The sequence below is a fragment of the Stenotrophomonas sp. 22692 genome (assembly GCF_052045015.1).
Taxonomy (GTDB): domain Bacteria; phylum Pseudomonadota; class Gammaproteobacteria; order Xanthomonadales; family Xanthomonadaceae; genus Stenotrophomonas; species Stenotrophomonas geniculata.
Window position 1 is genome coordinate 192,603 of record NZ_JBQEMR010000002.1, and the last position, 20,522, is coordinate 213,124.

A 20,522-nucleotide genomic window follows, 5' to 3' on the forward strand; every position below is an offset into this window, starting at 1 on the left:
CCTCTCTTTCTTCTTCCCCCCCCCCCCCCCCCCCCCCCCCCCCCCCCCTACAGAGGGATCCCAGCACGAAAGGCAGCGAATTCCCTGCGGAAAGGGATCTGACCCCACTTCAGGTCACGGGGCGCGGCGCAGGGTGATCAGGGTGATCTCCGACGGCACGCCGATGCGCGCGGGGAATCCGGCCCACAGGCCAGCGCCATTGCTCACGTACAGTGTCATCCCGTCCACCTCGTAACGCCCGGAGACATAGCCACCGTTGGCCCGCTTCACCAGCTGGTCCATGCCGATGATCTGGCCGCCGTGGGTATGCCCGGACAACTGCAGCTTCACACCGCGCGCAGCGGCCTCACGCGCATTGCGTGGGCGATGATCGAGCAGGATCACCGGCGCGGAGGGATCGGCGCCAGCCAATGCAGCGTCCATATCCGGCAGCGGCAGGCCGTAGCGTGCCGCCACCGGGTCGGTGACACCGGCGATGGTCAGCGCCGCATCGCCACGCCGCACCTGCATGTGGCTGTTCTCCAGCACCCGCATGTGCAGCGCGCGAAACGCCTGCATCCACGCCTGGTACTGCGCGTAATACTCGTGGTTGCCGGTGATGGCGACAACGCCGTCCGGCGCCCGCAGGTCCACGAGTGGACGCGCGTCGTCACGGCGGGCCTCGACACTGCCGTCGATCAGGTCGCCGGTGATCACGATCAGGTCCGGCGTCAGTGCGTTGCTCTGGTCCACCACCCTGCGCACCCAGTCACCGGTCAGCAGGCGGCTGGCGTGGATGTCGGTCAGCTGCAGCACGCGATAGCCGTCGAACGCGGCCGGCAGATCCTTGATCGCCACGTCGATCTGCCGAGGCTGGGGCACCGCCATGCCCTGGCTGATGCCATAACCACTGACCAGCAGGGCCAGCAAGCCGGCCGCCGGTCGCAGACTCCGCGTGCGCAATGCGGCTACCGCGCGTGGCCAGCGCAGCAGGCGGGAAACAAGCAGGCTCACGTCCAGCGCCAGCATCAGCAACGCCAGCAGCAACACCGCCGTGGAGCCGGTGGCCAGCGTGGCGATGGCCAGTTTCGGAATCTCGGGCGAGGCCATCGTGCCCCAGAACATGGCGACGATGCGCAGCTGCACGGCAACGCCCACCAACAGCAGTGACAGCAAGACTTTCATCCAGATGGGCATGCGCAGCGGCCAGAACAGGCGCCAGGCCACATACAGGCCCATCAACAAACCGATCGTACTCAGCACTGCAACCATTCGGGAAGGAAAGCGGGCCCGCCATGGTGACGGTTGCGGGCCGTGTTGTGTAGAGGCGGGAACAAGCCCTGGCTCTTCACACGCAGGCCATTCTTTTCTTCCCAACACACAACAGAGCGTGGCCTCCCCTGTACAGCAACAGGTGGGTCAGGCCATTCCGTCGAGGCGCTGCACGCGCAGGCGGGCAATGCGACGCTTCTCCATCGCCAGTACGGTGATGCGTACATCCGCGATCTCCACTGCGTCACCGATGTCCGGCAGGCGTCCCAGGCGCTCCAGCACCAGGCCGGAGATGGTCATGTAGTCGGCACTGCGCGGCAGCGATACGCCCGCCAGGCGCTGCAGATCGTCCAGGGTCAGCGCACCGTCGGCCTCCCACTGGCCTTCCCCCTGCATGACCACGCCATAGCGCTCGTCCTGGGTGTCGACCAGGTCACCGGCAATGGCCGCCAACAGGTCGTTGGCGGTCACCAGGCCTTCCACGCTGCCGTACTCGTCCACCGCCACCGCCAGCGGCACCGGGTGCTGGCGGATCAGTTCCAGCGCCTGCAGCGCACTGGCGCTGGACAGCACGTACTGCGGCTCACGCAGGTTGCCTTCCAGCTGCAGCGGCTTGCCCTGCAGCAGGTCGGCCAGCAGGTCGCGGCTCTGCACCACACCGCACAGGCTGTCCAGATCACCATCGCCGACCAGCAGGCGGGTGTGCGGCGATGCCACCAGGCGTGCCACCACGTCGTCCTGTCCACGCGCCAGGTCGATCCACTGCACGTCGGCGCGCACAGTCATCACGCTCGACACCGGGCGATCCGCCAGCCCCAGCACGCTGCGGATCATCTCGTGCTCGGCCGGCTGCAGGCGCTCTTCGGCATCGACGTGTTCGTCAGCACTTTCGTCGTCGTGGCCATTGGTCGGGCGCGCGCCCAGCATGCGCAGCACCGCATCCGCAGTACGTTGGCGGAACGGCTGGCGGCGCTCGTTGCGCTCGCGGTTGAAACGTACCCACTGGTTGAATGCCTCGACCAGGATCGAGAAAGCGATGGCCGCGTACAGGTAGCCCTTCGGGATCTTGTAGCCCAGGCCCTCGGCCACCAGGCTGAAACCGATCATCAGCAGGAAGCCCAGGCACAGCACCACCACCGTGGGATGCTTGTTGACGAAGCGGGTCAGCGGCTTGCTGGCCACCAGCATCAATGCCATCGCGATGGTCACCGCGGCGTACATCACGCCCAGGTTGTCGACCATGCCGACCGCAGTGATCACCGAGTCCAGCGAGAACACCGCGTCGAGTACCACGATCTGTGCCACGACCATCGCGAAGCTGGCGTAGACCTTCTTGCCATTGTCCTCGTGCTGGCGGCCTTCCAGCCGCTCATGCAGTTCCATGGTGCCCTTGAACAGCAGGAACAGGCCGCCACCCAGCAGGATCAGGTCGCGTCCGGAGAAACTGTGGTCGAACAGCGTCAACAGCGGCTCGGTCAGCTTCATGATCCAGGCCAGCGCGGCCAGCAGCACCAGCCGCATCAGCAGGGCCAGCGCCAGGCCGATCACCCGCGCGCGGTCACGCTGGTGCGGCGGAAGCTTGTCGGCAAGGATCGCGATGAACACCAGGTTGTCGATGCCGAGAACGATCTCCAGCACGACCAGGGTTGCAAGGCCCATCCATATCGAGGGGTCAGCCAACCATTCCATTTCAGGTCCGTTTCGTCAGTAGGTAGGGAAAAAGGGAAAGCACTCAGTCAGCGTCCTGCGCCTGCGTCGGGTCATGCCCGAGCAGATCACCGGGCGTGCACTGCAGCTCACGGCAGATCGCATCCAGGGTGGAAAAGCGGATGGCACGCGCCTTGCCGGTTTTCAGGATCGACAGGTTGGCCAGGGTGATGTCGATGCGCCCGGCCAGCTCGGACAGGGTCATGCCCCGTTCCTGCAGCATGCGGTCCAGGGTGATGACAATCGCCATCAGATGACACCATCGAGGTCATCGCGCATCGCTGCGCCCACGGCGAACACGCGCGCCAGCACGAACAGCATCAGCACCGCCACCAGGCCGGTGATCGACATGCCGCCGCCCACCTCCATCCAGCTGAAGTCGGGCCCCATCCAGGCCGCGTAAGCGCCGATCAGGATCGACAGCAGCTCCATCGCCAGCATCAACCACGCCATGCGTTGCAGGCGCCGCGCGTTGGCGTGGGTGAACGGCCGCTCGCGCGCCGCCGACTTCAGCAGCCGCAGCAGATGGCGCAGGAACAGCAGGCACAGCACCAGCAGCGCGACGATCGCGCCCAGGCCGAGGCAGAAGTGCAGGAACAGGTCGTTGCCGTGCGCGGCAACAGCACCGGCATCATGGACGCTGTCGAGTAGCCAGCGGCGGTCATGGGCGACCAGCGGCACGGCCAGCAGTGCGGCCAGGATGCCCAGCCAGCACATCGCCCGGACGGCCTGTACGGCGGCCTGGGCCAGGGTGAACAGGCCTCGCGCGGGACTGGCGCGGGCGGGACGAGCGGTCAAGCGGCCTCCGGCATTGGGGTGGCCTCGCCGCCCCGGAGTGGATTTATCGATAAACGATATACCACACGCCACGTGAAAGGCTGAATCGCGCGCGTGGCCCCTGTCAGGGCCCAGGCGCGCCCTGCGCCAGCATCGCTTCGCCCGGGGCCGCCGAGGCCATCGCCTGCACGCCTGCATCGGCCGCCTGGCGCGTGACCAGGCGGAAGCGCACCTGCAGCTTGCCCTGCCCCGGCGTGGCCCAGCCGTACTGGATGGCCACCTGATCGGCCGACAGTGGCCCACGCCCTGGCAGCGATCGCACCTGCAACGGTTTGGGTGCGGCCTGCACCAACCGGGCGAATCCCTTCTGCACGACCGCCGCGTCGGCCTTTTCGGCGTAGACCGTACACGTGCCATCGTCAGCCCAGCTCACCGCATAGCGGCCACTGGCCAGAGGCACCATCCACGCCACGCCCGATTGCCCCTGCAACAGCGTGGCGGCTTCGGCGGGCTGCAGCGGCGACAGCCCATTGGATTCCATCAGCGACTGCAACCGCGCCGGGGCACCGATGTGCTGCATGCAGGCGGTGTCGAACAGCTCGCTGAAGGGATCCTGCGCCGGGGCCTTGGCCTTGGGCGTACGCGCGGGTTGCGCCACCGCCAGGGTGGGCAGCAGGGCCAAAGCCAGCCAGAAGAACGCAGGACGCATCGGGATTCCACGCTACGGAAAACAGCAGGGAGGATGGCAAAGGCCTGGCGCGCCGCGCAATGGCCGCGATGGCCACCAGCCTCCCGCTGCCGGGTCAGACTGCCATTTCGCCCTGGTCCTCGCCATCCCAATAGTGGATGCGGCTGGCGCGCACGTGAATCAGTACCAGCCCCGGTGTATCCACGCCCTGCTCGAACCAGCGCTCAAGATCCTTCACCCAGTGCTCGCGCATCACAGCGCGATCGCGCACCAGCGCCGCCCTTCCCTGCACGTGCACGAACAACGGCGGCTTGCCCAGCAGTGACCTGCTGCCGGAAAAACCCAGCGCAACGGCGGGGTCAGCCTCAATCTCGTGCACCATGTCGGTGTCTTCTGTGGTGAAGAACCAGCTGTCACCGTCGTAGTCCACGTCACCGTTGTTGCTCATCGGACGACCGGCAATTTCTCCGCCGGCGCGGGTCTGCAGCATGGTGAAATCGATGTCGGCCATCTTCTTGGCCAGTTCGGGCAGTGTGAGCTGGGTCATGGTGTCGTCCTTCATCAAGTGGAATCCCAGCGTCTGCGCAGAGTGGTGACCGAAGCGTGGAAGGTCAATGTCGGCTTCTTCACAGAAAGCGAGATAGGGCGCGTGGCGCGTGCGTGACGCGCTGCTCACCACCCCACCTGCGTTTGCAGCAGCTGCACGCCCCATCGCGCGCCGGGCGATCCTGCAGACGCTGCGACGGGTGCATGCACGCATTGGCTGACGCGTGCCATCAGCGCGTGATGCGACCGCCCCCCGCCACCCGTACCCGATCGCGCCCCTGCGCCTTGGCCCGGTACATGGCCGCATCGGCGGCACGCAGCAGGGTGCGCCAGCCGAGCGCGTCGGTGCCGCCCTCGGCCACGCCGAAACTGGCGGTCACCCGCAGCACGGTGCCACCGGCCAGCTCGATGTCCATCTGCTGCAGGGCCAATCGCAATGACTCGGCCAGCTGGCGGCCACCGGCCAGATCACCGTCGGCCAGCAGCACCAGGAACTCCTCACCACCATAGCGGGCGATGCTGTCGCTGCGGCGCAGGTGGCGCTGCAGCAACTGCGCCACCTGCACCAGCACTTCGTCGCCAGCTTCATGGCCATGGCCATCGTTGATCGCCTTGAAGCGATCCACATCCAGCAGGATCACCACGGCGCTTGCATCGCCTCCGGCGTGCCTCTGCTGCACCACCTCATCCAGCGCGCGCCGGTTCAACAGTCCGGTCAGCTCGTCGGTGCCGGCGAGCTGGCGCAGCTCGCTGGTCAGTGCCGAGCGCTCGCGCGATTTCTCACGCAGTACTTCGATGGCGTCGAACAGGCGCTGCATCTCGGCCAGCGGATGGGTGACATGCTGCTCCGGGCCAGGTGCATCCGTGGCGAGCTGGATCACCTGCTTCTGCGCCTGCAGCAGTGGCTGCAGGATCTGCAGGTGGGCGATGCGCAGGGCCACGCCCAGCACCACCAGCGTGCCCAGCGCGGTCGCCACCAGCACAGCCAGGCGCATGGCCTCGCGGTTGCGGGTGCGTTCGTAGCGGGCGATGGACACGCTCAGGTAGCCATCACGCAGGGCTTCCAGCGACTGCAGGGTAGGCACGTAGCGCGTGGTGAACTCGGCAGCGGTCCACGGCGGTGGTACACCACGGCGGCCATCCTCGATCAACTGCTCGATCATCGGCAGCGATTCGCCGAAGAACTGCCGTCGTGCCATGTCCCAGTGCCATGACAGTTCCGGGTCGCTGCGGAACACCGACTCATGGCTACCCGCCAACCGCCACAGCTCCAGCAGGCGGCCCTCGGTCTGCAGTGCAGCGCGTACCTGCTCCTCGCGCCATGCCCCCGGTACCGCGACCGGCGCCATCACGTTCGAGGCCAGGCGGCCGCCATGTTCGCGAAGATCGATCAGCACCTGGCCCTGCATCGCCGGAATCGCCGCTTCACGGTCGGCGCTGACCAGCACGTTGATCTGTGCCGAGGTCAGCAGGTGCAGGCGATCAACCACGGCGAACATGCCACTGATCGCACGCTCCACCGCCTCCACCCGGCGCGCATCGTGCGGTTGCGCCACCACCCGGTCCACCGCAGCCCGCGCCGACTGCAGGCGACGTTGCGCGTCGGCCAGCAGGCCACGCTCATCCAGCACGCCCGGGTCGTTCTTGAACACGGTCTCCAGCTGCAGCATGGCGGTGTCGACCCGCTTGCGCGCGGCCGCCAGCTGCGCGGCCAGCCGCGCCTGTTCGGCGGCGTCGGCCGGGTCAGCCCCCAGCAGGCTGTTGGCCGGACCGCGCTCGGCCGAAGCCAGGTTGGCGAGATCGAAGGTCTGCCGCAGCTGGCGCAGGCTGGCCAGGTTGTCTTCGGCGCCGGTGTAGCGCAGCGTGCCCTGGACCAGGGCGATGGCCATCAACGGCAGCGTGCACACCACGAACAGCCCAGCCAGGATCCAGACCCAGGTCCGCAACCTGATGGGCGATGCCTTGCCGGCCATGCAGAATTCCCCTGAAGTGCGGCTCACTGTAGCGAGCGGCTCCGGCGGCGCCAAGCCAGCGCCGTACGATCCGCCGGGGTGGATATAGCGCAGCGCGCGCGAACGCGCCGACAACGCCGGCGCCCCCCGTCCAGCCGGTCAGATGCGACAGGTCACGCCGGGTCAGATCCAGCGCTGGTCGACCAGTTCGCGTTTCACGTAAGCGTAGAACACCGGTGCCGCCACCAGCCCGGGCAGGCCGAACGCCGCTTCCATCACCAGCATGGCCAGCAGCAGCTCCCATGCGCGGGCATGGATTTCACCGCCGACGATGCGCGCGTTGAGGAAGTATTCCAGTTTGTGGATCACGATCAGGTACAGCAGCGCGGCCACGGCCACGTAGAACGAGACTGACAGCGCGACGATGGTGATGATCGTGTTGGAGATGATGTTGCCCACCACTGGCAGCAGGCCGGCGATGAAGGTGATCAGTACCAGCGTCTTGGACAGCGGCAGATGCACGCCGAACAGCGGCAGCACGCCAAGCAGGAAGATGGCGGTGAACACGGTGTTGAGCAGCGAGATCTTCACCTGCGCGAACACCACCTGGCGGAACGCGGTGGCCAGGCGGCTGGTGCGCCCGATCAGTTCCTGCGCCAGCGGCCCCATTTTCGGCAGCGGAAGTTCGTCATACAGCGCGATCATCGCCCCCAGCACCATGCCGATCAGTACGCGCACGCCCACCTGCACCACCGACGTGCCGGCCACGCCCAGCTGGCGCTGGTGTTCGGCGGCCCAGTCATTCAGCGCCGCACGCAGCGCCGGCATGTCTTCGGGGATATACGGCTGCAGCAGCGCCGGTACCTGGTGGCGCGAAGAATTGAGGATGTCCATCAGCCGCGCCAGCAGCGCGTCCGGCCCGCCGGTCTCGTTGCGGAAGAACGACGCCACGCCAATGCCGGCCAGCACCAGTCCGCTGATGATGATCGCCGACAGCACGATCACCGCGATTGCCCGCGCCCTTCCCGGCGGCAGCCTGCCTTCCACGGTCGACGCCAGCACGTGGGTCAGCTGGAACACCAGCAGCCCCGACAGCAGGGTCACCACCAGGCCCAGCTTCAACGCCAGCCACATGCCCAGCAGCATCATCAGCCAGGCCGCGATCCTCGGAACGGGGGGCTTGGGCTGGGCAACGAGGGCGTCTTGCATGGGCGTCGCGTCCGGGCGGGGTGGCCCATGGTAGAGGATTGGCGACGACGATTCCGGGTGCAGGATGAACGGGCATCAGGCCTCGTGCTGCGACAGCACTGCTGCAGCCCGCGCCGACTCACTCGCCATAGCTGGCGTTGTTCTTGCCCTGGCGCTTGGCGTGGTAGAGCGCGCGGTCGGCCAATGCCAGCCAGTCCTCGACGCTGCCGCCCCGCGGCGTGGCAGCAATGCCGATGCTGACGCTGAACTCGATGCCCGGCGTTGCCTGCCGTGCTGCTTCCAGAAGTTGCAGACGAACCCGCTCTGCCACATGCATCGCATCGATGGGCGCACAGTCCTGCAGCAGCACGACGAACTCGTCGCCTCCCAGCCGCGCAGGGGTATCGCCGGGCCGGGCGAAGGCGCGCAAGGTGGAGGCGATATGGCGCAGCACTTCGTCCCCGGCACGATGACCATGCGAGTCATTGATGCGCTTGAAGTCATCCACATCAAGCATCAGCAGGCAGGCGAAACCACCCTGCCCCTGCGCCTTGTCCAGTGCCTGCTGCGCGCGGACGATCAGGAAGCTGCGGTTGGCCAGCTCCACCAGCGGGTCCATCCGGCTCAGCCGCTTCAACTGGCGGTTCTGCGATTTCACCCGCCGCGCCAGCTGCCAGCTGAGGATGCTGAGGCCGATGCCGTAGACGAACAGGAACGGCACACTGAGCACGATCGTGCGCTGCGATGACACCGGCTGATAGGGAGACCCGAGCCCCCACCAGGTGAGCGCGAACCCCACTACCAGTGCCAGTGTGGCCCGTACCGCCAGCTTCACCCCGCCGGCGGCGATCTTGTCGGCGACCAGCAGCGCGGCGAACAACGCACTGGGCACCGCGCTGAGCCCCATGAAGGCGATCCAGCCACCGCCAAAGAAGGAATCGATCACCATGCAGCGGAACTGGACCACCGCGGGCTGCCGCGAGCGATGGGTCAGCACCAGCGCGAGCGCCGGCCAGGCCAGCGCATTGAGCAGCAGCAGGAGCCACGCCAGCGCACCGTCCTGGCGTTCGAGCATGATCGAAGCAATGGGGATCGCCCCCAACCCGTTGCCCACGAAACGCATCCAGCCGATGCGCCGTGCCGCGCCGATGCCTTCGACCGAGACCTCGGTCGAGTCCGTCAAGAACGGCATTGCCGACCCCCTTGAGCGATCGCAGCTGCCACCAAGGCCCTTGCCGGGCTGCCTGCGGTGAGTCTGACAGCTTTGCGTCAATTCGGGATCAAGGTTGCAGAAGCCATCTGGCGACACTCATGAGGCAGCGAGCTCTGCCCTGCCCTCACCCGGCCCTGGGTGCAGCCGTCGAACCCCGCAGCATCAGGCTGAAATCCAGCGTCTGCTGCAGCGGCACATCCACGTGTTCGATGATGGCAAGCAGCAGGTTGACCGCGCGCTCACCAATCTCCCGCATCGGCTGTCTGATCGTCGTCAGTGGCGGCGTGAGGTAGCGCGAGGAGGCCAGGTCGTCAAAGCCGACGATGGACAGATCCTCCGGCACTCGGAGGCCCAGCTCCCGACAGGCCGCCAGGGTGCCCAGCGCCATCTGGTCGCTGAAACAGAAGACCGCAGTCGGTACCGGCGCGGCGGCCAACATCGCCATCGCGGCGGCATGGCCGGACTCCACCGAAAAGTCACCCGGCACGATGCTCAGCTGGCGCAGGCGTCCACGCGCCTTGCCGGCTGCCCGCACCCCTTCCAGCCGTTGCTGGTGCAGCGGATTGTCGGGGGGGCCACCGACCACCGCAATGCGTTCGTGTCCCAGCCCATACAGGTGTTCCATCACCGCGCGCGCGGCGGCGGCATTGTCGATGTGGACGCTGGGGATGCCCAGCGAAGGATCGAACTCGCAGCCGTTGACCACCGGCGCAGCAGCCCCCCTCTGCTGGACAATCTCGCGCGCCGTCGGTGGCAGCCGATGGCCCAGCACGATCATGCCGTCGGCCTCGTTGCGCCGGAGCATCTGCGCATAGCGCTCCTCGCGATCCGGTTGATGCTGGGTATCGCCCAGCAGCACCGCATAGCCAACGGCCTGCGCGGCGTCCTCCGCACCCTGCAGGATCTGGGCGAAGAACGGATTGGCGATGTCCGGGACGGTGACCAGGATCTTGCCGCTGCGCTGGGTCTTGAGCGTGCGGGCCACCGTGTTGGGCACATAGCCCAGCGCGGCGGCAGCTTGCTCGATACGCGCGCGGGTCGTCGGCAGGACTTTGTCCGGCCGCGAAAGCGCCCGCGACACTGTGCCTGCGGAGACGCCGACGTGCTTTGCGATGTCGTAGATGGTGGCCATGGCGTTAGATCTCCTGCCCGCTGTGCACTGCACAACAGGTCCTGCGTGAGCCCCTGCTAGGATAATGCAATCGATTGCATCGAGGGCGAATCACGTTGAAGACGCTCAAGGGTCCAGCGCTGTTCCTGGCGCAGTTCATCGGCGACACAGCTCCTTTTGATCGGCTGGACACGCTGGCCGGCTGGGCCGCAGGCCTGGGCTATTCTGGCGTACAAGTGCCGACCAGCGCGCCCCACCTGTTCGACCTGGCCGAGGCCGCACGCAGCCAGGCGTACTGCGACGACCTTGCCGGCATGCTGGCCGGGCATGGCGTACAGATCACCGAACTGTCCACCCACCTGCAGGGGCAGCTGGTCGCCGTCCATCCCGCCTATGACAGCCTGTTCGACGGATTCGCACCGCCGGAAAAGCGCGGCGACCCGTCCGCGCGCCAGGCCTGGGCAGTGGAGCAGCTGCTGCTGGCAGCCAAGGCCAGCCAGCGGCTGGGACTGACCGCACACGCCACCTTCTCCGGCGCACTGGCCTGGCCCTACTTCTATCCCTGGCCGCAGCGCCCGCCCGGCCTGGTGGAAGAAGCCTTCGCCGAACTCGGCCGCCGCTGGCGCCCCATCCTCGATGCGTATGACGCCTGCGGCGTGGACCTGTGCTTCGAGATCCACCCGGGGGAGGACCTGCACGACGGTGCGACCTTCGAGCGCTTCCTCGACGTGGTTGATCACCACCCGCGCGCGAAGATCCTGTACGACCCCAGCCACCTGCTGCTGCAGCAGATGGACTATCTGGGGTTCATCGATCGCTACCACGCGCGCATCGGCATCTTCCACGTCAAGGACGCGGAGTACCGCGCCAGCGCCTGCAGTGGCGTGTATGGCGGCTACCAGGACTGGATCGATCGCCCGGGCCGGTTCCGTTCACTCGGCGACGGCCAGATCGACTTCAAGACGATCTTCTCCAAGTTCGCCCAGTACGACTTCCCCGGATGGGCGGTACTGGAATGGGAGTGCTGCCTGAAGCACCCGGAAGACGGCGCACGCGAGGGCGCCGCCTTCATCCGCGACCACATCATCCGCGTGACCGAGCGCGCCTTCGACGACTTTGCCGACAGCGGCACGGACGCCGGATCACTGCACCGCATGCTGGGAATCTGAGCCGACACCGCCCCGGGAGGGCAAGCCATGACGCACGCTATGTCGCGCTTGGGCGCGATGATGTTTCTACAGTTCTTCATCTGGGGGGCGTGGTTCGTCACCCTGGGTACCTATCTGGTGCAGGGCCCGCTGCAGGCCAGCGCGAGCCAGGTGGCAACGGCATTCCTCAGCCAGTCCATCGGCGCCATCGTCGCGCCGTTCCTGGTCGGCCTGATCGCGGATCGCTACTTCGCCGCGCAGCGCATCCTGGCGGTGCTGCACCTGGCCGGTGCGGTGCTGCTGTGGCTGGCCTCCACAGCAGACAGCTTCAGCACGTTCTCCGCCTGCGTGATGGGCTACATGCTGCTGTTCATGCCGACGCTGGCACTGGCCAACAGCGTGGCGATGCGGCACATGCAGTCGCCGGAGAAGCAGTTCCCGCTGGTGCGCGTGGCCGGCAGCGTCGGCTGGATCGTGGCCGGTGTGCTGATCGGCTGGCTGGGCTGGGAACAGGCGCATCGGCTTGAACTGACGTTCCGGATGGCGGCGCTGGCATCACTGCTGCTGGGCCTGTATGCCTTCACCCTGCCGCACACGCCGCCGCTGGCGCAGCAGCGCGATGCCGGCCTCGGGCAGATCCTGGGGCTGGATTCGCTGCGGCTGCTGAAGTCGCGCGCCTATCTGGTGTTCTTCCTGGCCTCCATCGCCATCTGCATCCCACTGTCGTTCTATTACAACTTCACCAACCCGTACCTCAACGACCTGGGCGTGCGCGGCGCCGCGGGCCTGCAGTCGCTGGGCCAGGTCTCTGAAGTGCTGCTGATGCTGGCCATGCCGTTCCTGTTCGTCCGGCTGGGGGTGAAGACGATGCTGGCGGTGGGCATGGCCGCGTGGGTGGTGCGCTACGCCATGTTCGCCTTCGGCGATGCGGGCAGCGGTTTTTCCCTGCTGGTGATCGGCATCGTGCTGCACGGCATCTGCTACGACTTCTTCTTCGTCACCGGCCAGATCTACACCGATGCACATGCCGGTGCCGCCGCGCGCAGCAGCGCGCAGGGGTTCATCACCCTGGCCACCTACGGCGTGGGCATGCTGATCGGCACCTTCCTGTCCGGCGCGGTGGTGGAGCACTTCACCACTGCGGCCGGCCCCGACTGGCAGCAGATCTGGCTGTTCCCGGCAGGCGTTGCACTGGTGGTGCTGGTCGCCTTCCTGCTGCTGTTCCGCGACCGGCCGGCGGCCACGGCCGCGCCCTCCACGCCCTGAGGATCCCAGTCGATGCCCACGCTTGGAATCGCCATCGTCGGCGCCGGCATGATCGGCGCAGTGCATCGTCGTGCGGCACTGCTGGCGGGTGCCGAGGTACGCGGCGTGGCCGCCTCGTCACCGCAGCGTTCACATGAGGCAGCGCAGTCCTGGAATGTCGCGCGTGCCTATCGGGATATCGAGGAGGTGATCACCGACCCGCAGGTGCAGGTCGTGCACGTCTGCACGCCCAATCACCTGCACCGCGCGATGGCCCAGGCTGCGCTGGAAGCCGGCAAGCACGTGATCTGCGAGAAGCCGCTGGCCACCTCGCTGGAAGATGCACAGGCGTTGGCTGCGCTGGCGGCCTCGCGCGGCCTTGTGGCCACGGTACCCTTCGTCTACCGCTACCACCCCGTGGTCCGCGAGGCGCGCGCACGCATCGCCCAGGGCGATCTGGGGCCGTTGCACCTGATCCACGGCAGCTACCTGCAGGACTGGCTGCTGGACCCGGCCAGCAACAACTGGCGCGTGGACCCCGCGTTGGGGGGCACTTCGCGCGTGTTCGCCGACATTGGTTCGCACTGGTGCGACCTGGTGGAATGGATCAGCGGCGAGCGTTTCGCCGAGGTCAGCGCGGCGTTCTCCACGGTAATCGCCGAGCGCGGCGCCGTCAGCGGGCAGAGCTTCAGCACGCCAACGGCCGCCAGCGCGATGCAGGCCGTCACGAGCGAAGACGTGGCTGCGGCGATGTTCAGAACCGACGCCGGCACGCTGGCGTCATTGACGGTCAGCCAGGTCTCGGCCGGACGCCACAACCGCCTCTGGTTCGAGATCGATGGCGCCAAGGCCAGTGTGGCCTTCAACCAGGAGGATGCCGAACGACTGTGGATCGGCCTGCCCGACCAGCGCGAGAAGATCTTCGTACGCGGCCCCGGTGCCGGCAGTGACGATCAACGCCGCCTTTCCGTGCTGCCGGCCGGGCATGCACAGGGCTACGCCCAGTGTTTCGAGGCGTTTGTCGCCGACACCTATCGCGCCATTGAAGGCGAGCGGCCGCAGGGCCTGCCGACCTTCGAGGACGGCCTGCGCTCGGCGCAGATCGTTGACCGTGTCATTGCATCGGCCAGGTCGCGTGCCTGGACCACCATCGGTTGAATCCCGGGAGGATCTGTTGATGAAAGCTCTTTTCCGTAGAAGTGCAAGTCTCATCCTGCTGTTCGCCACCCTGCCCGCTTTCGCGGACGAAGCCGCCAGCACGCAGAAACCGATCGCGGTGCAGATGTATACCCTGCGCAACGCCGGGTCGCTCGACCAGCAGCTGAAGATCGTCCACGACGCCGGTGTGCACGCAGTGGAGACGGTCGGCACGCAGAACGCCAGCGCTGCGGAGCTCAAGCGGCTGCTGGACCGGTATTCGATCAAGGCGGTTTCGTCGCATGTGCCGCTGGCCGAGCTGCGCAATGATCTGGACGGCGTGGTGACGTTCAACCGGTCGATCGGCAACACCACGCTGGTGGTGCCGTACCTGGATGCGAAGGATCGGCCGACAGACGCCGCGGGCTGGACCGCACTGGGCCAGGAGCTGGGCAGGATCGCGAAACAGGTACGAGCCAAGGGCATGCGCCTGGCCTATCACAACCACGACTTCGAGCTGGTCGACTTCGATGGCAGCACCGGACTGGAGCTGCTGTTCGCAGCGGCCGGCCCCGACCTGCAGACCGAGCTGGACCTGGCCTGGGTCGCACGTGCAGGCCTGGACCCGGCCGTGATGCTGGGAAAATTCCGTGATCGCGTGTTCGCGGTGCACGCCAAGGACAATGCGCCCAAGGGCCAGGCTGAAGACGAAGGCGGATTCGCCGCCGTCGGCCAGGGCGTACTGGACTGGAACGCGATCCTGCCAGCCGCGGCCGCCGCGGGCGTGCACTGGTACATCATCGAGCACGACCAGCCGCGCAACCCGGCCAAGGTCATCCAGACCGGCGCGGACTACCTGCGTGAACACCTGGCCATCGACCAACCTGCTCGCGCACCGCGCTGATGCGAAGGAGCCTCGCTTGAACACTCGCCTGAAATTGAGCTTCACCCTGACCGCGGTCCTGTGCGGCGCGATGCTTGCGACCACGGCCTGGTGCAAGGACGACCCTGCGGCCGGTGCGAAGCTCTACAGCGCAAACTGCACGGCCTGCCACGGTGCCGATCGCGCTGGCATGCCGGGCGCGTTTCCCGCGCTCACCGACATCAGCAAACGACTGCAGCCCGCGCAGATCAAGGACAAGATCAGGAAGGGCGGCGGATTGATGCCGCCCTTCCCGCAACTGTCGCAACAGGAAATCGATGACATCGCCAGCTACCTGGCGAAATAGCGGGTGGGCGCTACAGTTCGCGCACCCAGATGTTGCGGTAGCTGACCTTGGCGTCATGCTCCTGCAGATAGAGCGGCGCGCACGCATGGGGCGCGTACGAAGGCGCACCGATGTACTCGGTCTTGCCTGCCAGCACGGTGTCGTCCTGGACCAGCACGCCGTTATGCAGCACGGTGATGCGCGCGGGCGACGTCAGGCCGCCGCCCTGCGAGAACCGCGGCGCCTTCCAGATGATGTCGTAAACCTGCCACTGGCCCGGTGCACGCGAGGCGTTCACCCGTGGCATGGCCTGCTTGTAGATCGAACCCGCCTGGCCGTTGGCATACGTCGGGTTGTTGTAACTGTCGAGCACCTGCAGCTCATACAGTTCCTGCAGGAAGATGCCGCTGTTGCCCCGGTTCTGGCCGTCGAAGCCCTTCGTCTCGGTGGGAGTACGCCATTCGACATGCAGCTGGACATCGCAGAAGCGTTGCCGGGTGCGGATGCCTTTGCTGCCCGGCACCACGGTCATCGCGCCATCGGCGACGGTCCAGGGCACGCGCCCGCCCTGCTCTGCCTCCCACGCCGAGGCGTCCTTGCCATCGAACAGCACGATGGCGTCGGACGGCGCTTTGCCCGCGGGCGTTGCCACGACTGCAGGCACCGGCGTCCACACCTCGGTCTTCTTCGGGTCACGCGCAGCGTCGGCACCGCTCTGCGCGTAGGCAGGTACTGCGGCCAGCAGGCCGGTGGCCATCAACAGAGAGCGGATCATCAGAATATCGTCCATCAGCTGGTTCCCCACGCCGGCGTGCCGGGAACATAGGCAAGGTCGCCGTCGTAACGACCCGGCACCGCGACGTACTGCAGCACCCCGGTCGCGCCGACCTTGGAGGTGAAGAAGCCGAAGATGGCCAACTGCTTGAGCATCGTGAAGTAGTGCGGCATCGCCTCGCCCTCTTCTGGTGTACCGGTCTCGGTCACGTCGGCAGGGCGTGCCTTCGCTTCAGCGTCCAGCGTTCGCAGCAACCCGGTGCGGGCTTCCGGTGTGAGCGATACGAAGCGGCCACCTGCGCGTTTGTCGATGTCGGCCAGGCCGGCGCGAAACGCCGCCTGCTGCCGGGCGGTGTAGCAATCGCTGACGAATGTCGCCATGAACAACCCGGCACCGGCGTCCTTCGCGCCAGGTGTCCGGGTCCGCGGCAGGATGGTCTCGGCGATCTCGTCCAGCGTGCCGACATCGGCATCGGAGAAATGGATCTTCGTGGCGCCCGCCGGTGCCTGCCCCTGCACAAGCGCAGGCAATCCAACCATGGCCGCGCCGGTGGCGGCGACGATCATCTTCAGCAGTTCGCGACGATCCATCAGAGGTTCCCCGCTTTCAGTTCGCGTACCGCGTGGTCGGCCGCGCGCGCGGTCAGCGCCATGTAGGTCAGCGAGGGATTCACGCAGGCGCTGGAGGTCATGCAGGCACCGTCGGTCACATAGACGTTGGGAGCATCCCAGACCTGGTTGTGCTGGTTCAGTACCGAGCTCTTGCGATCACGTCCCATGCGCGCGGTCCCCATCTCGTGGATGCCCTTGCCCGGGGCATAGTCGTTGTCGTGCATCTTCACGTCCTTGACGCCGGCCGCCTCCAGCATCTCGGCAGCATCGGCGGCCATGTCCTTGCGCATCGCCAGTTCGTTGGCACGCATGGCAACGTCCATCGCCAGCACCGGCAGCCCCCACTTGTCCTTGCGGTCGTGGTCCAGGCGGATTGTATTGTCGTGGTGCGGCAGCATTTCACCGAACCCGGTCATGCCGATGCGCCAGTCACCCGGCACGGTCAGCGCTTCCTTCAGGTCGGCGCCGATGTTCAGCTCGGCGATCTCGCGCGACCAGCCGTTTCGGCTGGCACCGCCCTGGTAGCCGAACCCGCGCAGATAGCCGCGCTTGTCGGCTGCGACGTTGCGGAAGCGTGGAATGTAGAAACCGCAGGGACGGCGGCCGAAGTAGTACTTGTCTTCGTAGCCCTCGACCCGGCCCGAGGCACCCGCACCGAAATGATGGTCCATCACGTTGTGCCCGAGCTCGCCCGACGATGACCCCAGCCCGCCCTCCCACACATCGGTGGCCGAGTTCATCAGCAGCCAGGTCGAGTTGAACGACGACGCATTGAGGAAGATCACCTTGGCCGTGTACTGGTAGGTCTGCCCGGTCTCGGCGTCGATGACCTCCACGCCGCGGGCACGCTTGCGATCCTTGTCATAGAGCACTTCCTTGACGATCGAGAACGGACGCAAGGTCAGGTTGCCGGTCTTCATCGCCGCTGGCAGCGTCGCCGCCTGGGTCGAGAAGTAGGCACCGAAGGGACAGCCCAGGATGCACTTGTTGCGGTACTGGCAGTTGACGCGCCCCTGCTCGGGCATCGGTTTGGTGATGTTGGCGGTGCGCGAGTGGATCATGTGGCGCGTTCCGCCGAAGGCCTTCTTGATACGCGCGGCCACATCCTTCTCGACGATGTTCAAGGGAATCGGCGGCAGGAATTCGCCGTCCGGCAGCACGTCCAGTCCTTCGCGCGTGCCGGCGATGCCGGCGAACTTTTCCACGTAGTCGTACCACGGCGCGATGTCGGCGTAGCGGATCGGCCAGTCAGCAGCGATCCCATCCTTGAGGTTCGCCTCGAAATCCAGATCGGAGAAGCGATAACTCTGCCGCCCCCACAGCAGCGAGCGGCCGCCGACGTGGTAGCCACGGAACCAGTCGAAACGTTTGGTCTCGATGTAGGGTGAGTCCTGTTCGTTGGCCCACATTCCTTCCAGATTCTCGGCCAGGCCGTAATCGCGCATCAGCACCGGGAAGTCGGCCTTCATCGCCTGCGTTGGCCGATTGCGATGCGGGAAGTCCCACGCCTCCTTCATCGCGTTGACGTAGTCCTTGACGTGCTCGATGTTACGGCCACGTTCCAGCATCAGGACCTTCAGGCCCTTTTCGGTCAGCTCCTTCGCCGCCCAACCGCCACTGATTCCCGAGCCAACAACAATGGCGTCGTAGTGATTATCTGCCATGGGTTTCTCACCTGGGTGGATATCGTTTCAGACGTCGCAGAGGCGGATCGCCTCGCGCAATGAGGCAACGGGATCGGGCGCTGCAGGCGTGAACTCCTGCGCCAGATACCCCTTGAAACCGGTGTCGCGGATCGCGCGACAGATGGCCGGATAGTGGAGCTCCTGCTGGTCTCCGATCTCGTTCCGGCCTGGCACGCCTGCGGTGTGGTAATGCTTGAAGCAGGCGTGGTGTTTTCCAATGGTGGCGATGATGTCGCCTTCCATGATCTGCATGTGGTAGATGTCGTAGAGCAGGCCGAAGTTGTCCGAGCCGAGCCGCTGGCACAGCTCCACGCCCCAGGCAGAGTGGTCACACAGGTAGTCGTGGTGATCGACCCTGGAGTTGAGCAGCTCCATCACCAGCACCACGCCGCGCTTCTCGGCATGCCCGAGGATGCGCTTGAGGCCGGCCTCGGCATTGGCAATACCTTCCTGCGGGTCCATGCCGTTGCGGTTTCCCGAGAAGCAGATCAGATTGCGATAGCCTGAGTCGGCGACCAGGTCGATGTGCCGCGTGTAGCGAGCCACCAGTTCATCGTGGAACTCGCGGCCGGCGAAGCCCTTGGTCAGGCCCAGCTCCGCGCCGTTGCACATCGAGCTGTACACGCCATGGGCCTTCAACGTCGGCCAGTCTTCCGGGCCGACCAGGTCGATCGCGGCGAAGCCGATGTCCTTCACCGTCGCGCAGAGCTGGGTGACGGACAGCTGCGGGAAGGTCCAGCGGGCGACGGAGTGCTTCAGGCTGCCTTTGAGCGGCGCGGTGGCGGCGGATGCGGGCAGCGTGCCCGCGATTGTCGCGGCCCCCAGGCCAATGCTGCCGGCAACTGCGATGCGCAGCGCATCGCGCCGCGTGAGCCCCGTCGGCGGGGCCGGTCTGATCGAATGGACGGACATCCACCTGCCGGCCTCCCAACCGGTATCAAACGCAACGATTCACTGCAATGCAATCGATTGCACCATAGGGGAGGAAATTGTCTGTTTGCAAGTCGCGGTGCACGAAAGCTGATGCTGCGGGGCACAACTCCGCAGGAATCGCGGACAAAGGAAAGCCCCGCATGAGCGGGGCTTTCTTTCTGGGCGGTGGCAGCGGGACGACGCCTGTTGGCTACAGCGTCGAGACCGTGCCGCCGTCGATCCGATACTCCGTTCCGGAAATCGAGGCAGACCGGGGAGACGCCAGGAACGTGATCAGATCGGCCACCTCCTGCGGTGCCGCGGGGCGCCCCACCGGGATCCCCCCGAGCCAGTCCATGACCAGCCTCTTGCCCCCTTCATAATCGGTTCCCGCTTCTGCCGCGATCCGTTCTGCAAATTCCCGGGAAGCCTCTGTCTCGATCCAGCCCGGCGCAACGCTCAGCACGCGCACGCCCTTGGCGGTGACCTCTCTTGAAAGCGACTTGCTGTACGTCGTAAGTGCCGCTTTGGCCGCGGCGTACGCGGTGGTGGACTCCGGCAGAGGCAGCATGCGCTGGATCGAACTGACATGGATGATCACGCCAGCGCGCTGCGCGAGCATGGCCGGCAGCAAGGCGCGATCCAGACGAACCGCCGGCATCAGATTGAGGTTCAGCTCGGCAAACCAATGCGCATCACTGATCGCCGCGAAGCCGCCGCCTGGTGTCTTTGATCCCCCCAGCACATTGATCAGGATGTCGGCGCCGTCCCACGCCTGCAGAACGGCCTGGGCGAAGATGCCGGTGCCCTCGGCCGTCGACAGATCGGCTGCCACGTACGCGACCCCTTCGACCGGCCGTGCCGGCAAGCTGCGCGCAGACGTCATCACCCGGGCCCCGGCCTCGGCCAGGGTCCTGACCACCGCAGCCCCCACACCCAACGTGCCGCCGGTTACCACGGCCCGCAGGCCACCGAGTTGAAGATCGAAGCTCATGCAGTGATCTCCAGCGCTGCAATCAGGCCTCGTTGCAATTCGAAACGGTAGGTCAGCAGGATCGGGCTGCCTGGAAAATTGCCGCTGACAGTGGCGCGGACAACGTGACAGTGTTCCTGCCGCGCGATGGCGCATGGCACGCTGGTAGCACGGTACTTGGCCGATGCCTCGGCCAGGAAGGCCTTGATCGCGTTGACGCCGGTGAGCGTGTGCCCGTCGTCCTTGAGGATCGCCTGGGTGGTGAAGCAACGCCCGAGGGCTTCGGGGTCATGCTCGGCCGCGAAGTACGCGGCAATGGGCTCTGGGAGGGTCAGTGCATTCATTGCTGGGCTCCTGCAGTGGTGAGGCGCTCAGGATGTGCACGCAGGCCAGTT

General features: G+C 66.3%; 21 protein-coding genes. 5 read left to right on the forward strand and 16 right to left on the reverse strand.

The features are described from left to right. Positions 1-114: 114 nt before the first annotated feature. The 10 genes from ACTJJM_RS03190 to ACTJJM_RS03235 all read right to left on the reverse strand — a co-directional run bounded on the left by ACTJJM_RS03190 (position 115) and on the right by ACTJJM_RS03235 (position 10,454). Complete coding sequence (locus ACTJJM_RS03190; protein WP_440865141.1) at positions 115-1,251, reverse strand: metallophosphoesterase; 1,137 nt, start codon at positions 1,249-1,251, stop codon at positions 115-117. A 147-nt stretch (positions 1,252-1,398) separates the two neighbouring features. Next, positions 1,399-2,940, reverse strand: a complete 1,542-nt coding sequence (locus tag ACTJJM_RS03195) for a TerC family protein (protein WP_049455585.1) — start codon at positions 2,938-2,940, stop codon at positions 1,399-1,401. Between the two features lie 43 nt (positions 2,941-2,983). Then, positions 2,984-3,208, reverse strand: a complete 225-nt coding sequence (locus tag ACTJJM_RS03200; RefSeq protein WP_010483459.1) for a helix-turn-helix domain-containing protein — start codon at positions 3,206-3,208, stop codon at positions 2,984-2,986. Next, positions 3,208-3,675: a DUF2975 domain-containing protein gene (locus ACTJJM_RS03205; protein ID WP_049413539.1), complete on the reverse strand. Its 468-nt coding sequence runs from the start codon at positions 3,673-3,675 to the stop codon at positions 3,208-3,210. The genes ACTJJM_RS03200 and ACTJJM_RS03205 overlap by 1 nt, the downstream gene beginning before the upstream one ends. Before the next feature lie 184 nt (positions 3,676-3,859). Next, the gene (locus ACTJJM_RS03210; RefSeq protein ID WP_440865142.1) at positions 3,860-4,444 is read right to left on the reverse strand and encodes an NMCC_0638 family (lipo)protein; all 585 of its coding nucleotides are present in this window, start codon (positions 4,442-4,444) and stop codon (positions 3,860-3,862) included. Positions 4,445-4,538: 94 nt separating this feature from the next. After that, positions 4,539-4,970: a pyridoxamine 5'-phosphate oxidase family protein gene (locus ACTJJM_RS03215; protein WP_029379872.1), complete on the reverse strand. Its 432-nt coding sequence runs from the start codon at positions 4,968-4,970 to the stop codon at positions 4,539-4,541. A gap of 229 nt (positions 4,971-5,199) precedes the next feature. Then, positions 5,200-6,942, reverse strand: coding sequence for a GGDEF domain-containing protein (locus ACTJJM_RS03220; RefSeq protein ID WP_043396815.1), 1,743 nt, complete (start codon positions 6,940-6,942; stop codon positions 5,200-5,202). A gap of 162 nt (positions 6,943-7,104) precedes the next feature. After that, entirely contained in the window at positions 7,105-8,130 is a 1,026-nt protein-coding gene (locus ACTJJM_RS03225) for an AI-2E family transporter (RefSeq protein WP_049455581.1), read from the reverse strand. 118 nt (positions 8,131-8,248) lie between these two features. After that, positions 8,249-9,301 (reverse strand): diguanylate cyclase domain-containing protein, encoded by a 1,053-nt coding sequence (locus ACTJJM_RS03230; RefSeq protein ID WP_440865143.1) that lies wholly within the window; start codon positions 9,299-9,301, stop codon positions 8,249-8,251. Between the two features lie 145 nt (positions 9,302-9,446). Further along, positions 9,447-10,454 carry a LacI family DNA-binding transcriptional regulator gene (locus ACTJJM_RS03235; RefSeq protein ID WP_010483472.1) on the reverse strand — a complete coding sequence of 336 codons (1,008 nt, stop codon included), beginning with the start codon at positions 10,452-10,454 and terminating at the stop codon, positions 9,447-9,449. Between the two features lie 95 nt (positions 10,455-10,549). Here ACTJJM_RS03235 and ACTJJM_RS03240 point away from each other — a divergent pair, with 95 nt between their 5' ends. The 5 genes from ACTJJM_RS03240 to ACTJJM_RS03260 all read left to right on the forward strand — a co-directional run bounded on the left by ACTJJM_RS03240 (position 10,550) and on the right by ACTJJM_RS03260 (position 15,192). Further along, a complete protein-coding gene (locus ACTJJM_RS03240; protein ID WP_440865144.1) occupies positions 10,550-11,602 on the forward strand; it encodes a sugar phosphate isomerase/epimerase family protein in 1,053 nt (350 codons plus the stop codon). A gap of 27 nt (positions 11,603-11,629) precedes the next feature. Further along, positions 11,630-12,847, forward strand: a complete 1,218-nt coding sequence (locus tag ACTJJM_RS03245) for an MFS transporter (protein ID WP_049455580.1) — start codon at positions 11,630-11,632, stop codon at positions 12,845-12,847. A gap of 12 nt (positions 12,848-12,859) precedes the next feature. Then, on the forward strand, positions 12,860-13,984 hold the full coding sequence (locus ACTJJM_RS03250) for a Gfo/Idh/MocA family protein (protein WP_440865145.1): 1,125 nt from the start codon (positions 12,860-12,862) through the stop codon (positions 13,982-13,984). Between the two features lie 19 nt (positions 13,985-14,003). Next, entirely contained in the window at positions 14,004-14,867 is an 864-nt protein-coding gene (locus ACTJJM_RS03255; protein ID WP_010483479.1) for a sugar phosphate isomerase/epimerase family protein, read from the forward strand. Positions 14,868-14,937: 70 nt separating this feature from the next. Further along, positions 14,938-15,192, forward strand: a complete 255-nt coding sequence (locus ACTJJM_RS03260) for a c-type cytochrome (RefSeq protein ID WP_049480174.1) — start codon at positions 14,938-14,940, stop codon at positions 15,190-15,192. 10 nt (positions 15,193-15,202) lie between these two features. Here the strand turns inward: ACTJJM_RS03260 and ACTJJM_RS03265 are convergent, their stop codons facing one another. The 6 genes from ACTJJM_RS03265 to ACTJJM_RS03290 all read right to left on the reverse strand — a co-directional run bounded on the left by ACTJJM_RS03265 (position 15,203) and on the right by ACTJJM_RS03290 (position 20,471). After that, the gene (locus ACTJJM_RS03265) at positions 15,203-15,961 is read right to left on the reverse strand and encodes a 3-keto-disaccharide hydrolase (RefSeq protein ID WP_440865146.1); all 759 of its coding nucleotides are present in this window, start codon (positions 15,959-15,961) and stop codon (positions 15,203-15,205) included. Further along, on the reverse strand, positions 15,961-16,536 hold the full coding sequence (locus ACTJJM_RS03270) for a gluconate 2-dehydrogenase subunit 3 family protein (protein WP_010483485.1): 576 nt from the start codon (positions 16,534-16,536) through the stop codon (positions 15,961-15,963). The genes ACTJJM_RS03265 and ACTJJM_RS03270 overlap by 1 nt, the downstream gene beginning before the upstream one ends. Next, on the reverse strand, positions 16,536-18,221 hold the full coding sequence (locus ACTJJM_RS03275; protein WP_180836281.1) for a GMC oxidoreductase: 1,686 nt from the start codon (positions 18,219-18,221) through the stop codon (positions 16,536-16,538). The genes ACTJJM_RS03270 and ACTJJM_RS03275 overlap by 1 nt, the downstream gene beginning before the upstream one ends. Positions 18,222-18,248: 27 nt before the next feature. After that, positions 18,249-19,154 carry a hydroxypyruvate isomerase family protein gene (locus ACTJJM_RS03280; protein ID WP_440865147.1) on the reverse strand — a complete coding sequence of 302 codons (906 nt, stop codon included), beginning with the start codon at positions 19,152-19,154 and terminating at the stop codon, positions 18,249-18,251. Positions 19,155-19,365: 211 nt separating this feature from the next. Next, positions 19,366-20,148, reverse strand: a complete 783-nt coding sequence (locus ACTJJM_RS03285) for an SDR family oxidoreductase (RefSeq protein ID WP_010483490.1) — start codon at positions 20,146-20,148, stop codon at positions 19,366-19,368. Further along, positions 20,145-20,471 carry a nuclear transport factor 2 family protein gene (locus tag ACTJJM_RS03290; RefSeq protein WP_019337070.1) on the reverse strand — a complete coding sequence of 109 codons (327 nt, stop codon included), beginning with the start codon at positions 20,469-20,471 and terminating at the stop codon, positions 20,145-20,147. The genes ACTJJM_RS03285 and ACTJJM_RS03290 overlap by 4 nt, the downstream gene beginning before the upstream one ends. Between the last annotated feature and the right edge of the window lie 51 nt (positions 20,472-20,522).

What these genes read in the sequence shown, in the direction of transcription:
- ACTJJM_RS03275 (WP_180836281.1), bottom strand. Translation starts at nt 18,221, where the DNA reads ATGGCAGATAATCACTACGACGCCATTGTTGTTGGCTCGGGAATCAGT.
- ACTJJM_RS03260 (WP_049480174.1), top strand. Translation starts at nt 14,938, where the DNA reads ATGCTTGCGACCACGGCCTGGTGCAAGGACGACCCTGCGGCCGGTGCG.
- ACTJJM_RS03200 (WP_010483459.1), bottom strand. Translation starts at nt 3,208, where the DNA reads ATGGCGATTGTCATCACCCTGGACCGCATGCTGCAGGAACGGGGCATG.
- ACTJJM_RS03215 (WP_029379872.1), bottom strand. Translation starts at nt 4,970, where the DNA reads ATGACCCAGCTCACACTGCCCGAACTGGCCAAGAAGATGGCCGACATC.
- ACTJJM_RS03190 (WP_440865141.1), bottom strand. Translation starts at nt 1,251, where the DNA reads ATGGTTGCAGTGCTGAGTACGATCGGTTTGTTGATGGGCCTGTATGTG.
- ACTJJM_RS03220 (WP_043396815.1), bottom strand. Translation starts at nt 6,942, where the DNA reads ATGGCCGGCAAGGCATCGCCCATCAGGTTGCGGACCTGGGTCTGGATC.
- ACTJJM_RS03225 (WP_049455581.1), bottom strand. Translation starts at nt 8,130, where the DNA reads ATGCAAGACGCCCTCGTTGCCCAGCCCAAGCCCCCCGTTCCGAGGATC.
- ACTJJM_RS03290 (WP_019337070.1), bottom strand. Translation starts at nt 20,471, where the DNA reads ATGAATGCACTGACCCTCCCAGAGCCCATTGCCGCGTACTTCGCGGCC.
- ACTJJM_RS03235 (WP_010483472.1), bottom strand. Translation starts at nt 10,454, where the DNA reads ATGGCCACCATCTACGACATCGCAAAGCACGTCGGCGTCTCCGCAGGC.
- ACTJJM_RS03255 (WP_010483479.1), top strand. Translation starts at nt 14,004, where the DNA reads ATGAAAGCTCTTTTCCGTAGAAGTGCAAGTCTCATCCTGCTGTTCGCC.
- ACTJJM_RS03195 (WP_049455585.1), bottom strand. Translation starts at nt 2,940, where the DNA reads ATGGAATGGTTGGCTGACCCCTCGATATGGATGGGCCTTGCAACCCTG.
- ACTJJM_RS03210 (WP_440865142.1), bottom strand. Translation starts at nt 4,444, where the DNA reads ATGCGTCCTGCGTTCTTCTGGCTGGCTTTGGCCCTGCTGCCCACCCTG.
- ACTJJM_RS03280 (WP_440865147.1), bottom strand. Translation starts at nt 19,154, where the DNA reads ATGTCCGTCCATTCGATCAGACCGGCCCCGCCGACGGGGCTCACGCGG.
- ACTJJM_RS03230 (WP_440865143.1), bottom strand. Translation starts at nt 9,301, where the DNA reads ATGCCGTTCTTGACGGACTCGACCGAGGTCTCGGTCGAAGGCATCGGC.
- ACTJJM_RS03270 (WP_010483485.1), bottom strand. Translation starts at nt 16,536, where the DNA reads ATGGATCGTCGCGAACTGCTGAAGATGATCGTCGCCGCCACCGGCGCG.
- ACTJJM_RS03250 (WP_440865145.1), top strand. Translation starts at nt 12,860, where the DNA reads ATGCCCACGCTTGGAATCGCCATCGTCGGCGCCGGCATGATCGGCGCA.
- ACTJJM_RS03245 (WP_049455580.1), top strand. Translation starts at nt 11,630, where the DNA reads ATGACGCACGCTATGTCGCGCTTGGGCGCGATGATGTTTCTACAGTTC.
- ACTJJM_RS03205 (WP_049413539.1), bottom strand. Translation starts at nt 3,675, where the DNA reads ATGTGCTGGCTGGGCATCCTGGCCGCACTGCTGGCCGTGCCGCTGGTC.
- ACTJJM_RS03285 (WP_010483490.1), bottom strand. Translation starts at nt 20,148, where the DNA reads ATGAGCTTCGATCTTCAACTCGGTGGCCTGCGGGCCGTGGTAACCGGC.
- ACTJJM_RS03265 (WP_440865146.1), bottom strand. Translation starts at nt 15,961, where the DNA reads ATGGACGATATTCTGATGATCCGCTCTCTGTTGATGGCCACCGGCCTG.